This is a genomic window from Ectothiorhodospira variabilis (assembly GCF_022227625.1).
In the GTDB taxonomy this organism is placed as follows: Bacteria; Pseudomonadota; Gammaproteobacteria; order Ectothiorhodospirales; family Ectothiorhodospiraceae; genus Ectothiorhodospira; species Ectothiorhodospira haloalkaliphila.
In genome coordinates this window covers 344,310-360,850 of the sequence record NZ_JAJNAO010000002.1, presented here as the reverse complement: position 1 = coordinate 360,850, position 16,541 = coordinate 344,310, and the positions used below count along the sequence as shown (strand labels likewise).

Here is a 16,541-nt window from a genome sequence, read left to right as displayed (position 1 = left end):
TCTGCGATGCAATTATTCAACGAGATCCGCCTCAATAATCTGCGTGGCGATCTGTTTGGCGGTGTGACGGCGGCGGTGGTGGCACTGCCCATGGCGCTGGCCTTTGGTGTTGCCTCCGGCGCCGGCGCCGAGGCGGGGCTCTATGGTGCCGTCCTCATCGGCCTGTTCGCCGCCCTGTTCGGTGGTACGCCCACCCTGATCTCCGAGCCCACCGGGCCCATGACGGTGGTCTTTACCGCCGTGATCGCCTCGCTGATTGCCGCCGATCCGGAACAGGGGCTGGCCATGGCCTTCACGGTGGTCATGCTCACTGGGGTGTTTCAGATCGCCTTTGGTGCCATGCGTCTGGGGCGTTACGTGACCATGATGCCCTATACGGTGGTCTCCGGATTCATGTCCGGCATCGGCATCATATTGATCATCTTGCAGTTTCCTGGGTTGCTGGGTCATGCCACCCCGGAGGGCGGCGTGCTCGGCAGCCTCAGCGCGTTGCCGGAACTGGTGCGGGCCATCGACCCCTGGGAGTTGCTGCTGGCGGGATTGACTCTGGCGGTGCTGTTTCTCATGCCGGCCCGGATCAAGCGCTTCCTCCCGGCGCCGCTGGTGGCCCTGGTGGTGGGCACGGCCGTGGCGGTTTATTGGCTGGGCAACCAGGACCTGCGGGTGATCGGCGAGATCCCCACGGGGCTGCCGCAACTGCAGTTGCCGGTGTTCAGCGCTGCCCAGTGGCAGATCATCGTGGTGGATGCCCTGGTGCTGGCACTGCTGGGTTCGGTGGATGCCCTGCTGACCTCGGTGATCGCCTCCAACCTCACCCGCAAGAACAGCAACTCGGACAAGGAGTTGGTGGGCCAGGGCCTGGGCAACATGGCCTCCGGCCTGTTCGGCGGTCTGCCGGGTGCCGGTGCCACCATGGGCACGGTGGTGAATATCCAGTCGGGCGGCCGCACCGCCTTGTCGGGGTTGGTGCGGGCGGCCTTGCTGGCGGTGGTGGTGATCTGGGCCGCGGACCTGACCGCCAGCATCCCGCTGGCGGTGCTGGCGGGGATTGCCGTCAAGGTGGGCGTGGACATCATCGACTGGCGTTTCCTGCGCCGGGCCCACCGTGTCTCCCTCAAGGGGGCCTTCATCCTCTATGGGGTGATCGGTGTCACCGTGTTCGTGGACCTGATCATGGCGGTGGCCATCGGCCTGTTCGTGGCCAATATCCTCACCATCCGCCGCCTGGCGGATGTGCAGTCGGAATGGGTGTGCACCCTGCCACCCAGCCGCGAGGGGGACGATGATGCCAGTGACAGCGACATCACCACCGAGGAGCGTGCCCTGCTTGCCCTGGGGAGCGGGCGGGTGAAGATGCTGCACCTGAGCGGACCGCTGGTATTCGGGGCCGCGGCCTCCATCCGGGGACAGCAGCACAAGCTGGAGGCGGCCCAGGCCGTGGTGGTGGATCTGAGTCGTGTGCCCCACCTGGGGGTGACCACTTCGGTGGCCCTGGATGCGGCCCTGAGGGGGCTGTTGAACCGCGACGTGCCCCTCTTCGTGGCGGGTGCCCGGGGGCAGCCGAGGGAGCGTCTGGAAAAGCTGGGCTTCGGTGAACTGGTGGGGGCCGACGGCTGGGTGGATGAACGCAAGCAGGCCCTGGAGAAGGCATTGGCGGCGATCAACGGGGGTGGGTCATCCGGCCCGGATGAACAAGGCCCTGGGCCACAGCCTATTTCGGGCGCTGCGCCACCTGCTTGAGCATCATCGACCGGATCTGTTCCCCGGGCACGGCAGGGCTGAACAGAAAACCCTGGCCAACCTGGCAATCGTGCCGGATCAGGAAATCCCGCTGGGCCGGGGTTTCCACACCTTCGGCTATCACCTCCAGGCCCAGGGTGTGCCCCAGGCCGATGATGGCCCGGATGATGGCGGAGTCCTCCGGATGCAGTTCGGGGTTGTCTTCCAGGTCCAGTACGAATGACTGATCGATCTTGACGGCCTGTACCGGCAGACGCTTGAGATAGTTCAGCGAGGAGTAGGCCGTGCCGAAATCATCGATGGAGAAGTGAAAGCCCCGGGCATTCATCAGCGCGAGGGTTTCGATGGTGCGCTCCACGGAACTCATGGCCGCGCTTTCGGTGATTTCAAACTCGATGCGTGCCGGCTCGACACCCGTCTGCTCCAATATGGTGAGGGTACGTTCCAGAATGTCCGGCTGGTGGAACTCCCGGGCTGACAGGTTGATGGCCACCGGCACGGCGGGCATGCCTTGCTCATCCCACTGTCGTATCTGCAGGCAGGCCAGACGCAGCACCTCCGGGCCCAGGGCCAGGATGAAGCCGGTTTCCTCGGCCAGGGGGATGAAGCGGCCCGGTGATACCAGGCCCCACTGCGGATGGTTCCAGCGCACCAGGGCCTCCAGGCTGATGATGCGGCCGGTGCTCAGTTCCACGCGGGGCTGGTAGCAAAGGAAAAACTCCTGGTTCTCCAGACCCTGGCGCATGGCCTGTTCCAGTTGCATGCGGTCCTGAAGCTGCTCGTCCAGTTCCCGGGTGTAAAAGTTGTAGGAGCGTCGCCCCTGGGTCTTGGCTCGATGCATGGCGGCGTCGGCATGGCGAATCAATTCCTCCGGTCGTTCGCTATCGTGGGGGAACACGGCCATGCCGATGCTGAAGCTGATGACCACCGGGGTATCCCCAAGGGTGAAGGGCTGACTGAAGGCTTCCTGCAGGTGTTCCACCACGGGGATGAGGTCCTGGGCCTTGTGAAGGTTGCTCAGCAGCAGCAGGAATTCGTCACCGCCGAACCGGGCCACCGTATCCCCCTCGCGCAGGTGCTCGCGCAGTCGCTGCGACACCTGGACCAGTAATGCATCGCCTTGTTCGTGGCCTAGCGAATCGTTGATCACCTTGAAGTCATCCAGGTCCAGGAAGGCCACCGCCAGGACATGGCGGTCCCGGCGGGCCATGGCCATGGCCTGAGTCAGGCGGTCTATGAGCAGTTCCCGATTGGGCAAGCCGGTCAGCGGGTCGTGAAAGGCCAGGAAATCCAGGCGTTCACTGAGCTGCTTCTTGTCGGTGATGTCCTCGGCCAGCTTGATGTAATGGGTGATTTCCCCCTGAGTATTGCGAATGGGATAGATGCAGGCCTGCTCCCAGTAGACTTCGCCGTTTTTCTTGACGTTACGGAATTGCCCTTCCCAAAGGCCCGCTTCGGAGAGGATGGAAAACACTCGGCTGTCCTCGATCCCAGGCGGATGTGTGCTGCCCAGATCCTGGGCAGACAGGCCCGAGACGTCCTCGAGACTAAAGCCCGTGACGTTGCAGAACTGGTGGTTGACGTACTGGATATGGCCCTGGGTGTCGGTGATTACCACGATGCTCGGGCTTTGATCCACCGCAAAGGCCAGGCGCTGCAGGCTCTCCTCCGTGGCGTGACGTTCGGTGATGTCCAGGTGGGAACCCACCATGCGGGCCGGCAGGCCGTCGGCACCCCGGATCAACGAGGCCTGCGCGAGAATCCAGCGGTAGGAACCATCCTTGTGCCGCATGCGTGTCTCGTAGACGAGGCGGCCTCGGGGGTTGGCCAGGAACTCGCGCACACGTTGCTCGGAGGCTTGTCTGTCCTCCGGGTGCAGGCGAGTGCTCCACTCCTCGTAGCTATTGCCAATCTCCCGGTCTTCATGACCCAGTTGCTGCTTCCACTCCCGCGAGTAGAAGACCTCATGGGTATGGAGATCCCAGTCGAACAGGCCGATGTTGCCGGCCTGGATGGCTTCCTGGAGGCGCAGTTGATCGCGATTCTTCTCGGTCAGGTCCACATCCATGCAAAACAGGCGCAGGTCATCCGTGCCACTTTCCAGGGTGGTGTGTACGGAGTAAACCTGCACCGGGGTGCCGTCCTTGCGCTTGAGGGTGAGCGGGCCTGAGGCTGGTGTGGGGCCGCCGGCCTTGACCACCCGCAGTGCCTTGCGCGCCTGCGCCTTCATGGTGTCGGGAATGATCAGGTCCAGCAGGTTACCCTGCAACGCCTCCCGGGCGGTGTAGCCGTAGATGGTTTCGCTGGCCTTGTTCCAGTAGAACACGCTGCCGTCCATGCAATAGCCCTGGATGGCGATATCCGGCACCTTTTGCAGCAGATTCTCGAAGATGGCATCCTTTTCGCGAGCCGCCTGCTCGGCCCGCTTGCGATCCGTCACATCCCGCAAATACACCGCAGAGACCCTGTCCGCGCCCATCTGCATGGGCACGGTGCGCACATCCACGGAGATCACGCCCTTTTGGCGATGCGGGATCTCGATCTCGGTGGGTTCGTCGGGAACCACCACGAAACCGAAGTCATACCCTTCCAGTTGCTCCCGTGCCTGCCCGAACAGTCGGGCTGCGGCGGGGTTCGCGTAACGGATGGTGCCGTTGGTGTCCAGCAGCAGGATGGCATCGGAGGCCTCCTCGACGATCTGCTGAAAATGTTCGTGCCACAGTTGCATCGGCGATAATGTCCGGGAGAAGTGCCCGATTGGCTGGGTCTGGATCGCCGTGCGGACACGTGCCCGGCCCAGCGGGTTGCCCCTTGTGGGTCGACTCCTGTCACGGGGAGGGTGGCGCGTCGGTCCAGGGCGGCCGAATCAGGTTGCGAATGTTATCATGATCGCCCCTCTCGTTTTGCCAGCAGGCAAATTTTTCATGTCCGATCCCGCCTCCACCCTGATCCGCAACCATCGCCGTCAGCATTCCCTGTTTCGGGAACTGATCAAGGGCCGATCCCTGCTCACCCTCACGGGCACACCAAAGCGTCTGCAGGGCGTGACCCAGATGCTGGAAACCGACCTGGAAAGCGGCAAACTGGCCCTGGAGGCCCCCAACAACGAAGAGTTGGTCAAACTGCTCGCGCCAGGCATGCCGCTGCGGGTACGTGGCTCGCTGCGCGGTGTGCCGGTGTATTTTGAGGTGATTCTGGAGCGGTTGATCCAGGATGGAGATCTGCAGGCCCTCGTATGTCAGTGGCCCGAAGAGGTGGATTACCGCCAGCGCCGCGGCGCCTTTCGCATGAACATCCCCCTGAGCATGGAGGCACGCGTGATATGGACTCAGCGCGACGAGGAAACGGGTCAGGAGTTTCTTCATACGGGCCGGCCGGTAGACCTGTCCATCCAGGGTATTGGGTTGGACTGGGAGCCCGACGAGCAACCGCTGCCGGTGGTGGGCAGCGCCGTGGTGGTTCAGTCCTTGGCGATAGGCCCCCATCGCTGGCGGGATATCGATGCTGTGCTGCGCAACGCGCAGCGCCACACCGGGCGGGATGACCTCTACCGGGTGGGCCTGGAGTTCGGTTTTCTGAGCCTGAGCGCAGAGCGGATGCTCAACCGCTTCATCATGGACCTGCAGTGCGAGGCCGCCAAGCGCACCTGAGCGTGGCTAATGCCTGTCCTGGGTGGGGAACTGCAGTAGTCGGGTGGTGCTGGCATGGAAGACATGCATGCCATTGCGCCCCGTTTTCTTCACCTGATACATGGCCTGATCCGCCCGGCGCATCAGCTCCTCCACATCCAGTCGTCGGCCATGGAACAGGGTGATACCGATGCTGGGGGTGCAATGATACTCCATGCCTTCCAGATCATAGGGCTGACCCAGGGCATCCAGGATCTTCTGGCCCACATGCCGGGCCTGTTGCAGGGCCTCTTCCTCAATCAGTTCCAGGTCTTCCAGCATCACCACGAATTCGTCCCCGCCGAGGCGGGCCACCGTATCCGCTTCCCGCACGGCCTCGCGTAACCGCCCGGCAACCTGTTGAAGCAAAAGGTCGCCGATGGCGTGCCCATAGGTGTCGTTCAGGGCCTTGAAGTGATCCAGATCCAGGAACAACAGGGCACCGTGTTGCCCTGAGCGCTGCCCTGCCGCCATGGCATGGCGAATGTTCTCCATCAGCAGGCGGCGGTTGGGCAGTTGTGTGAGGGCATCGCAGTAAGCCAGCTGACCCATGCGCTCGGCCGCCTGCTTCTGGGTGGTGACATCACGCACCACCGCCACTACTTCGTCGTTATTGAGTTTCACCAGGCGGGCCTCGAAGTGGTGGGTCGCGTTGCCGATGTCCAGACTGTATTCCACACGGCGCATCCGCCCATGGAGCAGCACGGAATGAATGCCTTCGAAGAGCGCCCAGGCGGCCTCTTCCGGCAGTACCTGGGTGAGGGTCTTGCCAATGAAGCGGTCCGGCTGCGCATAGAGCAGGGCAGTGTTGCCCGAGTGCCAGTCCAGGTAGCGCCCCTCGCTGTTGAACCGAAGCACCAGGTCGGGCATGGCCTCCAGGAGCGCGCGATTCTTTCGCTCACTGTCCGCCAGGGCCGTTTCCATCTCCTTGAGACGGGTCTGGTCGAACACATAGCCGCGGATGCGTTGCAGCCGTCCAGCCTCGTCCCGTTCCGGTCGGGTGATATCGTAGAACCAGCGGTAATACCCGCCCTTGTGGCGCAAACGGTAGGATTGCTCGAACTGATGGGTTTTGCCGCGGATGTGGCCCTGGAGCTCGTTCAGCACCCGCCCCATGTCTTCCGGGTGTATCAGGTCGGCATAGTTAAAGCGCGGGTCCTGCAGTTCCGCTCGGGTATAGCCCAGCAGGTCATGGACATTTTCGGAGGCATAGAGGACCCGCCCGTTGTCCACAGCTTCCCAGATGAACAAGGCCACCGGGCCTGTGGCAAACAACTGGCGCTCCTCGTGCAGTGAATGCTCCACCCGTTTCCGACGGGAGATATCCTCCTGGATGCCGATCATGCGGACGGGCTTGCCGCTGGGGTTGCGCTCAATCACCTGCCCCCGGTCGTGCACCCATACGTGGTGGCCTTCCCGGTGGCGCATGCGGTATTCCGCTTCGTAGAGGGCGGTTTCGCCGCGCAGGTGAGCGTTGAGTTGGGCATGCACGCTCATCCGGTCATCCGGGTGAATGCGTCCCTCGCGGGTGCCCAGTACCGGTTCCAGTTCCGCGGACTCATGGCCCAGCATCCGGGCCCAGCGGGGGGCGTAATACACATGGCCGCTGATCATGTCCCAGTCCCAAAGGCCCTGGCCGCTGCTTTCCAGGGCAAAGCGCCAGCGCAGTTCGTTGTCGCGAATGACTCCCCGCTGCGACTCCGCCTGCTGGCGCAGCCGGAAATTATCCTCGAAGCTGGCTTGGATGCGCCCGGTCATGAGGGCCACGAAGAGCAGGAACAGCAGGACGATGGCGCCGGCCATGGGGGATAGCCCCTCTCCCGGCAACACCAGGGCGATCCCCAAGGACAGCAGCATGGGGCCGATGATCAGCAGAGCGGAGAGGCGGTCCGTGGCCAGGGCGATCATCACGCCCGCGCTGATGCCGGCCATGGCAAAGGCCAGGAAGAACTGGGCCTGGGTGTCGCCGGACTGGCTGAGGATTGCCGCGCCCGCGGCCCAGGCGAGCCCCATGGCCAGCGCGCCGCGTCGAAAACGGATCAGCCAGATTCGACCCTGCTGCCGTCCCTGGCGCTCGGCGCGTCGGAATCGATACAGCAGGCTGGCCCGCAGGGCCGTGGCACCCGCGAGAAGGGCGAGCCAGGTCAGGATCAGGGCAGGCGAAACCAGGCTCCAGTGCACCCAGGCCAGTATCACCCCCGCAAACAGGCTGATCGGGAGTGAGGCGGTCAACCCGTTGTAGAGAAACCGGGTACGTTCCGTCCGGGGGTCGATGGTGCTCATGCCATGGCCGCCGCGGAGCGTTTATGTCTGTCCCTCGAATCTCGCATCCTGGAGAGTCCTGACCAAAATCTGACCCGAGGAGTGTGGCACAAACCACGGCACTTCTCCATGTGTCGACATGACCGCCGGGCGGGTGAATGTGCCCTTAGGGGGTTTTGTCCTTGTAATCACACAGGTCCGCGATGAGGCAGGTTCCACAGCGGGGGCTGCGTGCCAAACAGGTGTAGCGGCCATGGAGGATCAGCCAGTGATGGGCGTCGCGACGGAACTCGGCGGGCACCACCTTGAGCAGTCGCTGTTCCACCGCCAGCGGGGTCTTGCCCGGGGCCAGGCCGGTACGGTTGGCCACCCGGAAGATGTGGGTATCCACGGCAATGGTGGGCTCGCCGAAGGCGGTGTTGAGGATCACGTTGGCCGTTTTGCGGCCCACGCCGGGCAGGGCCTCCAGGGCGGCCCTTTCCCTGGGCACCTGGCCGCCGTGCTGTTCCACCAGGATGCGGCAGGTCTTGAGGATGTTTTCCGCCTTGGCGTTGTAAAGCCCGATGGTGCGGATATGGGTCTTCAGTCCCTCCAGCCCCAGTGCCAGGATGGCCTCCGGGGTATTGGCCACCGGGAACAGCCGGGCGGTGGCCTTGTTCACCCCCTTGTCGGTGGCCTGCGCCGAGAGGATCACGGCGATGAGCAGCTCGAAGGGGGTGGTGTAGTCCAGTTCGGTGGTGGGTTCCGGGTTGGCGTCACGCCAGCGGGTGAAGATTTCCCGGCGTTTCTGGTTGTTCATGGGGCGTGTGCAGGGCAGGCCTAGGCCTCGGCCTCCTTCAGGGTGACCGCCTCGCGCCGCCGGGCCTGGCGGCGCTCCAGCCGATCGTCGATCCAGTTCTTCATGGCCAGCAGCAGGCCCAGGCCGATGAAGGCCCCGGGGGGCAGGATGGCCAGCAGAAAGCCCCGGTAGTCCTCCACCAGGGTGATGGTGAGACCGCGTGCGGCCTCGCCGAACATCAGGTGGGCCTGGTCGAACAGGGTGCCGTGGCCCAGGGCCTCGCGCATGCCCCCCAGGGCCACCAGCACCGCCGTGAAGCCCAGGCCCATGGTCAGGCCGTCCACGAAGGCCCGTGGCAGTGTGTTCTTGGAGGCGAAGGCCTCGGCGCGACCGATGATGGCGCAGTTGGTGACGATCAGCGGGATGAAGATCCCGAGCACCAGATAGAGCTCATGGAAATAGGCGTTCATGGACAGCTCGATGGCGGTGACCACCGAGGCGATGATGAGCACGTAGACCGGGATGCGGATCTCGGGGCGCACCCAGTTGCGGATGGTGGAGACCGCCAGATTGGAGGCGATCAGGGTGAGGGTGGTGGCCAGGCCCAGGCCCAGGGAGTTGACCACGGTGCCGGAAATGGCCAGCAGCGGACACAGCCCCAGCAGCTGCACCAGTCCCGGGTTGTTGTACCAGAAGCCATCAGCAATGATCCGGCGATAGGAAACATCACTCATCGATCTCGCCCCGCTCTGCATCAGTGTGTGGTTCGTCGTTGTCGGCGCTGTCGCCGATTGCGGCGTCTTCTTCGTCGGAGGGTTGTTGCGCCTCCGGCAAGGGTTCGAAGACCTGTTCGCGATGGTTCTCGTAATAGATCAGGGTATTGCGCACTGCCCGCACCACGGCCCGGGGGGTCACGGTGGCACCGGTGAACTGGTCAAAGATACCGCCATCGCGCCGTACCGCCCAGTCCTCCTGGGGCGGGTCACCCAGGGAGCGGCCGTCAAAGTCGAGGATCCAGTCGGAACGCGCCGCCTCGATATCATCCCCAAGTCCCGGTGTTTCCCGGTGACTGACCACACGCACGCCGGCCACATCGCCGTCGTCCTGTACGCCCACCAGAATGTGGATATTGCCGGAATAACCATCCCGTGCCACCACCGAAAACACCGCCGCTACTGGTTCGCCCTCCCGGCGAGCCCGGTACACCAGCCGGTCGTCTCCACCCAGGAGGGGATCAGAGAGCTTGATGGTGTCCTCCAGGATGGCATTGTCATAGCGGTCCGCCGGCAGGATCTCGTTGAGACTGGCCAGGGTGGCCGCCTCGATGTTGGCGTCGATGCGCTCCCGTGTGCCCTCGAAGACCAGGGCCACCAGGGCGGTGCCCACCAGGCCGAACAGGGCCAGCAGGACCGTGGAGATGATGATGTTGCGCGACATCCCCTCAGCCCTCCTTGCGCGCCGGAGTCTTGCCGAAGACCCTGGGCTGGGTGTAGTGATCGATGGTCGGCGCCATCATGTTCATGAGCAGGATGGCGAAGGCCACCCCCTCGGCATACCCACCCCAGGCGCGGATCACGTAGGCCAGGATGCCCACACCGGCGCCAAACACCAGTCGCCCCATGGGGGTGGTGCTGCCCGAGACCGGATCGGTGGCGATGAAGAAGGCCCCCAGAATGGCCGCGCCGCTGAACAGATGGAACAGGGGGGAGGCGTACACCTCCGGGTTGATCAGCCAGAACAGGCCGGAGATCAGCGCCAGCGATCCCAGCATGGCCACCGGCACATGCCAGGTGATCACCCGTCGCCGGATCAGCCACAGGCCGCCCAGCAGGAAGAACAGGTTGATCCACTCCCAGCCGCGGCCAGCCACCGCGCCGAAGAAGGGCGAGGCCTGTATATCGCTGAGGCTGCGATCCATGGCCAGTTCTGTCTGCAGGCGGTCCAGCGGCGTGGCGCCGGTGATCATGTCCCAGGTGAGCCCCGCCGGCAGCTGCCCCAGGAAGATCGCTTGCAGGGTCTGGGGCAGGCTGAAGGCCATCTCCGCCAGGGTGGAGGGGGGCAGCCACAGGGTCATCTCCCGGGGGAAGGAGATCACCACCGCCACGTAACCCACCATGGCGGGATTGAAGGGGTTGTAGCCCAGGCCGCCATACAGGTGCTTGGCCACCACGATGGCAAAGCCCACGCCGATCAGGGTGATCCACCAGGGGGTGAGCGGTGGCACGGCCAGGGCAAACAGCCAGCCGGCCACCACGGCCGACAGGTCGGTGACGAAGGGCTTCACGGGGCGCCGGCGCGCCATCAGCATCAATGCCTCGGCGGCCAGGGCCACGGTGACCGCCAGCACGACATTGACCAGCACCCCCCAGCCGAAGAACCAGGCCATGGCCACGGTGCCGGGCACCAGGGCATACAGTACCTGTCGCATGACCCGGTTGACGCTGCGGGCCGGGCTCATGTGGGGGGATGTGAAGGTCTTGAAGCGCATCAGTGGCCGTCTTGTTCAATGAGGCGGCCCGATCACCCGCCGGCCCGCACCAAGGCGCGGGATCCAGGGGCGACCGGGCTGCGGTTCACCGGGTTTTTTCCTGTGTCCGGGTGTCTGAGGGAGGCTTGCCCTGGTCGGGCGGAGTGGTGTCGGCACCCTGGGCCGCCTTTTTCGCCTGAGCCCGTTCCAGGGCGGCCTGGATGGCGGCTTTCTTGGGGTCGCTGCCCGTGTCCGCGGCCTTGTTTTCGGCGGGTTTGTCGTTCAGGGCCTGCTTCTTGCGGTTCATGCGTTCGGCCTTTTCCCGTTTTTCCCGGGCCAGGCGTTCCTGACGCATCTCATGACGCACCCGGGCGGCATCCGCCTCCTGCTTTTCCCGCTCCTGGGACCAGATCTCGTTCTTGGCGAAGCGGTAGAACTGCACCAGGGGAATGTTGCTGGGACACACATGGGCGCAGCAGCCGCACTCGATGCAGTCGAACAGGCTGTAGTCCTGGGCCTTGTCGAAATCCCGCGCCCGAGTGAACCAGTAAAGCTGCTGGGGCAGCAGGTTGGCGGGGCACACGCGCACGCACTCGCCGCAGCGGATGCAGGGCATCACGGGTCCGGGCGGATCCACCTCTTCGCCCTTGGCCGCCAGGATGCAGTTGGTGCCCTTGATGATGGGCACCTGGTCGCTGGCCAGGGCAAAGCCCATCATGGGGCCGCCCATGATGAGCCGCTCCACGTCGTCGCTGTAGCCGCCGGCATGGGCTACCAGATGGCTGATGGGGGTGCCAAAGGGCACCCGCAGATTGCGGGGGCGCTGCACGCCGCTGCCGGTGACGGTGACGATGCGGGAGATCAGGGGCTCGCCGCGGATCACTGCCCGGTAGATGTTGGCCAGGGTGCCCACGTTATGACAGACCACGCCCACGTCGGCCGGCAGGCCCTCGCTGGGCACCTCGCGACCGGTGAGCACCCGGATGAGCTGGCGTTCGCCGCCGGCCGGGTAGATGCTGGGGACTGCGACGATGCGGATGTTGTCGTTTTCCTCGCCGCCCAGGGCCTCGGTCATGGCGCGTAGCGCCTCGGGCTTGTTGTCTTCGATGCCGATGAGGCACTGGCGGGGCTGCAGTGTGCGCTTGACCAGCAGCAGCCCCTGGATCACCGCGTCGGCGCGGGTGCGCATGAGCATGTCGTCGCAGGTGATGTAGGGTTCGCACTCGGCGCCGTTGACCACCAGGGTGTCGATGGTCTGCTGCGGGCGGGGATTGAGCTTCACCGCCGAGGGGAAGGCGGCGCCGCCCATGCCCACAAGGCCACCCTCGCGCACCCGGTGCCGCAGGCGAGCCGGATCCAGGTTCTGCAGGTCCTCGATGGGGGGCATGCGGTGCTCGCCCCAGTCCTCGTCGCCGTCCACCTCGATCACCACACAGGGGGCGGTGAGGCCGGAGGGGTGCGGCACCGGGTGTTCCTCGATACCGCGCACGCGACCGGAGGTGGGGGCGTGGATGTGGGCGCCCACATAAGTGTCGCAGCGGGCGATGATCTGGCCCTTGTAGACCTTGTCGCCAGCCTTCACCACCGGTTGTGCCATCTCGCCGATGTGCTGGCGCAGGGGCAGGGTCAGGTACTCGGCCAGCGGTGCCTTGAACACGGTTTCTTGCGTGCTCTCGGCCTTGTGGTCGGGCAGCTTGAGGCCGCCATTGAAACGCCAGAGTTTGTGTGGGGTTGATGTCATCGGGTGCGATTGTAACCGAAACGGGGCATCGGTCCGGGGTCAGGCGCCAGGCGCCGACTGTTGAGCCAGATCCGCCAGGCGAACACGGCCGTCAGGACGCTCCAGGGGCAGGGGCCACTTCCAGCTGCTCAGATCCCTGGGGATGGGCTCCATCTGGATGCAGTCCACCGGGCAGGGGCTGATGCACAGCTCACAGCCGGTGCATTGGGCCTCAACCACGGTGTGCAGTTGTTTGGGGGCGCCCACGATGGCGTCCACCGGGCAGGCCTGCAGGCACAGGGTGCAGCCGATGCAGGTGTTCTCATCGATCACTGCCCGCGCCTTTTCCTTCACGTCGCCTTCAACGGGCTTGGCATCCCGGCCCAGCAGGTCAGCCAGGGCCAGCACCGTATTGTTGCCACCGGGCGGGCACAGATTGATGTCTGCCGTGCCCTCGGCGATGGCCTCGGCGTAGGGTCGGCAGCCGGGAAAGCCGCATTGACCGCACTGGGTTTGCGGCAGCATGTTGTCGATCTGCTCGACCACCGGGTCGCTTTCCACGCGAAAACGCACGGCGGAATACCCCAGGATGAGCCCGAAGACGGCAGACAGCGAACTGATGACAAGAACGGCGGCTAGCATAGGCGGTTACCTGTCTTGAAGGGGCGCGGCGAGCGCCTCAGGGGGCCAGACCGATGAATCCCATAAAGGCCAGGGACATGAGTCCGGCAGTCACCAGGGCGATGGCGCTGCCCTTGAACGGCTTGGGTACGTCGGCGGCGGCGATGCGTTCGCGCATGGCCGCGAACAGCACCAGCACCACCGAGAAGCCGATGGCGGCACCCAGGCCATAGACCACCGAATCCACAAAGCCGTGCATTTCCTGCACGTTCAGGAGCGCCACACCCAATACTGCACAGTTAGTGGTGATCAGGGGCAGAAAGATCCCCAAAACGTTATAAAGCAGGGGGCTGGTCTTGTGCACCACCATCTCGGTGAACTGCACCACCGCCGCGATCACCAGGATGAAAGCGATGGTGCGCAGGTATTCCAGACCGAACGGCGCCAGCAGGTACTCGTTCACCAGGAAACTCACCACGGACGACAGGGTGAGCACGAAGGTGGTTGCCAACCCCATGCCGGCGGCAGTCTCCACCTTGCGGGAGACGCCCATGAACGGGCACAGGCCCAGGAACTTCACCAGGACGAAGTTGTTGACCAGTACCGTGCTGACCAGAATGAGTGCTAACTCGGACATGGATCTCCCACCGTCTGGCGAGTATCAATCACCGGCATGGTCGGCTTCAACCGGGCGGATACTGGGGGCACCATTCACGTCCACCCCGTGGAAGTCCGCGGCACGGGGGTGCCCGCCGGCATCGCGCATATCGCCGGCGCGGCGGATGCAGGTGGTGCGCAGCCCGGCGGACCCGGCGGCATCCAGTTCGTCCACCGTGTCGGACAGGAATAGGATCTGCCCCGGTGGCACGCCGATGCGTTCGGCAATGGCCTTGTAGGCGGCAATCTGCTTCTTGCCGCCCACTCGGGTATCAAAGTGTTCGGTGAACAGGGGGCGCAGGTCGCCGGCCTGGCTGTGCCCCAGGAGCATCTGCTGGCTGTGCGCGGAGCCGGAGGAGAACACGTACAGGGCCAGGCCCTGATCATGCCAGCCGCGCAGGCAGTCCACGGCATCGCCGTACACGTGGCCGGCGAAGTCGCCGCGCTGAAAGCCTTCTTCCCACACCAGCCCCTGCAGGGCCTGGAGTGGTGTGATCTTCTGATCCGCCTGCATCCAGGCCAGCATGCGTTCGATCAGGGCCTCGTCGTTCAGCGAGCGGCCCGCATAGGCTCGCACATCCGCCAGCAAGCGTTTGACCCCGGGCTCGCGGCTGTGTTCACGCACAAACCCGGGCAGTCGGCGCGCCGCGTAGGGGAACAACTCGTCGCGGATGAAGGCACGGCTGGACAGCGTTCCCTCGATATCGGTGAGGATGGCTTGGGTCATGGGGTCAGTCTGCGCATGTTCAGTTCACACTCAAACAGGAATTCGAAGGCTTCCACATGGTGCCGGGCCTGAGCCACATCCTCGCCCCAGGTGTAAAAGCCGTGGCCTTCGATGAGGTAGCCCAGTAGTTCCGGGTGCTGGGTCATGTGCTCATCCACCCGGGCGGCCAGTTGGGGTATATCCTGCTCGTTGCCGAAGATTGGCACAATCACTTCGGCATCATGGGAGGTCACTTCCGGCAGGGCCGTGAGGATCTCGTAGTCCCGCAGGTGGATCTGTGAGCCCTGAGCGAGGCGGGAGAGCACGGTGGCATTGACCGAGTGGGTGTGCATCACGGCCCCGATCCGCGGCCAGCGGCGATACAGGATGATGTGCAGGAAGGTCTCGGCTGAAGGCTGCTTGTCGGGGGACAAAACATTGCCTTCCAGGTCCACCAGCATCAGGCCGTCCGGACCCAGTTGGCCCTTGTGCTGGCCGGATTCGGTGATCAGCATGCGATCATCATCCAGGCGCGCCGAGAGATTGCCGGCGGTGGCTGGCATCCAGCCCCGTTCGTGGAAGAACCGGGCCGCCGAGATCAATGCGTCTGCCGTGTCACCGTGGTGCTCGTTAAGTTCGTCCATACCTGTGGGATCATAGGGAAAAGCAGCCGGCTAATGTACGCGAGGGTGACACGCGCGTCCATCCCGCAGCGCCAGGTGGGAGCGGCCCCTGGCCGCGAATGGACAGCCCGGTCGCCGGGTTCTTCGGCTGACATCGGGGGTCGGACATTCTCGTGGTGGTTGGCGGGAAAGCCTTCGCGGCCGAGGGCCGCTCCCACGGGCTCAGGACCAGGCAGGTTGTCCGGTGGGGAGGTCGGTATTGGCGAACAGGCGCTCCACGCCTTCCGGGTCCAGTTCCTGCACGGCGCTGGCCACCTGCTCATGGGTGAGGTGCGGGGCCAGCAGGGTGATGAAGTCGAACATGTAGCTGCGCATCCAGGCGCCGCGGCGAAAGCCGATGCGGGTAATGTTCTCGGAAAAGGCCGGTTGCGTCTCCAGGGGCACCAGATCATCGTCATTGCCTGCTTCCAGGGCGATGCGGGCAATGATGCCCACCCCCATGCCGTGGCGCACGTAGGTCTTGATGACATCCGCATCGGCGGCGGTGAGGACGATATCCGGTGTGAGGCCGGCGCGACGGAAGTCCGCGTCCATCTTGGTGCGGCCGCTGAAGCCGTCCAGGTAGGTGACGATGGGGTAGTCTGCCAGGCGCTCCAGGGGAATGGCCTTTTCCTTGGCCAGTTCGTGTCCGGCGGGCACCACCACGCAATGGCTCCAGCGATACGCAGGCAGCATGATTACCTGACCGGAGGCGATCAGCGGCTCCGTGCCGATGATGAAGTCCACCTCATCGTGACTGAGCATCTCGGCGATCTGGCGAGGTGTGCCCTGGTGGATCTGCACCCGCACCTTGGGGAAGCGGTGCTTGAAGGCGTCCACGATGGGGGGGAGGATGTAGCGGGCCTGGGCATGGGTGGTAGCAATGCGCAGATCCCCGGCCTGTTCGTCCCGGGCCTCTTCGGCGGCGCTGCGGATGTTTTCCACCTCACGCAGGATGGTGTCGCTGTAGGCCAGGATGCGTCGCCCCACCGGGGTCATCCCCGACAGGTGCTTGCCGTTGCGCTGGAAAAGCGGCACGCCCAGTTCCTCTTCCAGCAGGCGGATCTGCTTGCTGATGCCCGGCTGTGAGGTCATCAATCGGTCCGCCGCCTCGGAGATGTTGAGGTTGTAACGGGCGATGGCCTGCAGATAGCGGAGTTGCTGGAGTTTCATGAAAATGGGATCCTGTGACGCCGTGATGCGGGTCGTGCGGAATACATGATCCCGCAATTATACATATGCAAATAATTTTGTGTTATG

At 64.4% G+C, this 16,541-nt stretch carries 14 protein-coding genes; 2 read left to right on the top strand and 12 right to left on the bottom strand.

Going from position 1 to position 16,541, the window contains the following annotated elements; all coding sequences use genetic code 11:
• The first annotated feature begins 6 nt into the window (after nt 1-6).
• Nucleotides 7-1,740, top strand: a complete 1,734-nt coding sequence (locus LPW30_RS04335) for a SulP family inorganic anion transporter (RefSeq protein ID WP_025282464.1) — start codon at nt 7-9, stop codon at nt 1,738-1,740.
• Here LPW30_RS04335 and LPW30_RS04330 read toward each other — a convergent pair.
• Nucleotides 1,712-4,468 carry an EAL domain-containing protein gene (locus LPW30_RS04330; protein WP_239680178.1) on the bottom strand — a complete coding sequence of 919 codons (2,757 nt, stop codon included), beginning with the start codon at nt 4,466-4,468 and terminating at the stop codon, nt 1,712-1,714. The genes LPW30_RS04335 and LPW30_RS04330 overlap by 29 nt on opposite strands.
• Before the next feature lie 196 nt (nt 4,469-4,664).
• Here LPW30_RS04330 and LPW30_RS04325 point away from each other — a divergent pair, with 196 nt between their 5' ends.
• Entirely contained in the window at nt 4,665-5,390 is a 726-nt protein-coding gene (locus LPW30_RS04325; protein ID WP_025282462.1) for a flagellar brake protein, read from the top strand.
• A gap of 6 nt (nt 5,391-5,396) precedes the next feature.
• Here the strand turns inward: LPW30_RS04325 and LPW30_RS04320 are convergent, their stop codons facing one another.
• From LPW30_RS04320 to LPW30_RS04270, 11 genes are all read right to left on the bottom strand, one after another.
• Entirely contained in the window at nt 5,397-7,691 is a 2,295-nt protein-coding gene (locus LPW30_RS04320) for a sensor domain-containing protein (RefSeq protein ID WP_239680177.1), read from the bottom strand.
• Nucleotides 7,692-7,836: 145 nt separating this feature from the next.
• Nucleotides 7,837-8,469, bottom strand: coding sequence for an endonuclease III (gene nth / locus LPW30_RS04315; RefSeq protein ID WP_025282460.1), 633 nt, complete (start codon nt 8,467-8,469; stop codon nt 7,837-7,839).
• Nucleotides 8,470-8,489: 20 nt separating this feature from the next.
• Nucleotides 8,490-9,182 carry an electron transport complex subunit E gene (locus tag LPW30_RS04310; protein ID WP_025282459.1) on the bottom strand — a complete coding sequence of 231 codons (693 nt, stop codon included), beginning with the start codon at nt 9,180-9,182 and terminating at the stop codon, nt 8,490-8,492.
• Nucleotides 9,175-9,885, bottom strand: coding sequence for an electron transport complex subunit RsxG (gene rsxG, locus LPW30_RS04305; protein ID WP_239680176.1), 711 nt, complete (start codon nt 9,883-9,885; stop codon nt 9,175-9,177). The genes LPW30_RS04310 and rsxG overlap by 8 nt, the downstream gene beginning before the upstream one ends.
• Nucleotides 9,886-9,889: 4 nt before the next feature.
• Entirely contained in the window at nt 9,890-10,936 is a 1,047-nt protein-coding gene (gene rsxD / locus LPW30_RS04300) for an electron transport complex subunit RsxD (RefSeq protein WP_025282457.1), read from the bottom strand.
• Nucleotides 10,937-11,021: 85 nt separating this feature from the next.
• Entirely contained in the window at nt 11,022-12,656 is a 1,635-nt protein-coding gene (gene rsxC, locus LPW30_RS04295; RefSeq protein ID WP_239680175.1) for an electron transport complex subunit RsxC, read from the bottom strand.
• Between the two features lie 39 nt (nt 12,657-12,695).
• Complete coding sequence (gene rsxB / locus LPW30_RS04290) at nt 12,696-13,277, bottom strand: electron transport complex subunit RsxB (RefSeq protein WP_025282455.1); 582 nt, start codon at nt 13,275-13,277, stop codon at nt 12,696-12,698.
• A 37-nt stretch (nt 13,278-13,314) separates the two neighbouring features.
• Nucleotides 13,315-13,893, bottom strand: a complete 579-nt coding sequence (rsxA, locus tag LPW30_RS04285) for an electron transport complex subunit RsxA (RefSeq protein ID WP_025282454.1) — start codon at nt 13,891-13,893, stop codon at nt 13,315-13,317.
• 24 nt (nt 13,894-13,917) lie between these two features.
• A complete protein-coding gene (gene mtnC / locus LPW30_RS04280; RefSeq protein ID WP_025282453.1) occupies nt 13,918-14,640 on the bottom strand; it encodes an acireductone synthase in 723 nt (240 codons plus the stop codon).
• A complete protein-coding gene (locus LPW30_RS04275) occupies nt 14,637-15,263 on the bottom strand; it encodes a methylthioribulose 1-phosphate dehydratase (protein WP_025282452.1) in 627 nt (208 codons plus the stop codon). The genes mtnC and LPW30_RS04275 overlap by 4 nt, the downstream gene beginning before the upstream one ends.
• A gap of 201 nt (nt 15,264-15,464) precedes the next feature.
• On the bottom strand, nt 15,465-16,454 hold the full coding sequence (locus tag LPW30_RS04270; protein WP_238624789.1) for a LysR substrate-binding domain-containing protein: 990 nt from the start codon (nt 16,452-16,454) through the stop codon (nt 15,465-15,467).
• Nucleotides 16,455-16,541 lie beyond the last annotated feature (87 nt).

Bases quoted from the DNA above. Each gene is read 5' to 3' on its own strand.
- LPW30_RS04335 (WP_025282464.1), top strand. From the start codon at position 7: ATGCAATTATTCAACGAGATCCGCCTCAATAATCTGCGTGGCGATCTG.
- LPW30_RS04330 (WP_239680178.1), bottom strand. From the start codon at position 4,468: ATGCAACTGTGGCACGAACATTTTCAGCAGATCGTCGAGGAGGCCTCC.
- LPW30_RS04325 (WP_025282462.1), top strand. From the start codon at position 4,665: ATGTCCGATCCCGCCTCCACCCTGATCCGCAACCATCGCCGTCAGCAT.
- LPW30_RS04320 (WP_239680177.1), bottom strand. From the start codon at position 7,691: ATGAGCACCATCGACCCCCGGACGGAACGTACCCGGTTTCTCTACAAC.
- nth (WP_025282460.1), bottom strand. From the start codon at position 8,469: ATGAACAACCAGAAACGCCGGGAAATCTTCACCCGCTGGCGTGACGCC.
- LPW30_RS04310 (WP_025282459.1), bottom strand. From the start codon at position 9,182: ATGAGTGATGTTTCCTATCGCCGGATCATTGCTGATGGCTTCTGGTAC.
- rsxG (WP_239680176.1), bottom strand. From the start codon at position 9,885: ATGTCGCGCAACATCATCATCTCCACGGTCCTGCTGGCCCTGTTCGGC.
- rsxD (WP_025282457.1), bottom strand. From the start codon at position 10,936: ATGCGCTTCAAGACCTTCACATCCCCCCACATGAGCCCGGCCCGCAGC.
- rsxC (WP_239680175.1), bottom strand. From the start codon at position 12,656: ATGACATCAACCCCACACAAACTCTGGCGTTTCAATGGCGGCCTCAAG.
- rsxB (WP_025282455.1), bottom strand. From the start codon at position 13,277: ATGCTAGCCGCCGTTCTTGTCATCAGTTCGCTGTCTGCCGTCTTCGGG.
- rsxA (WP_025282454.1), bottom strand. From the start codon at position 13,893: ATGTCCGAGTTAGCACTCATTCTGGTCAGCACGGTACTGGTCAACAAC.
- mtnC (WP_025282453.1), bottom strand. From the start codon at position 14,640: ATGACCCAAGCCATCCTCACCGATATCGAGGGAACGCTGTCCAGCCGT.
- LPW30_RS04275 (WP_025282452.1), bottom strand. From the start codon at position 15,263: ATGGACGAACTTAACGAGCACCACGGTGACACGGCAGACGCATTGATC.
- LPW30_RS04270 (WP_238624789.1), bottom strand. From the start codon at position 16,454: ATGAAACTCCAGCAACTCCGCTATCTGCAGGCCATCGCCCGTTACAAC.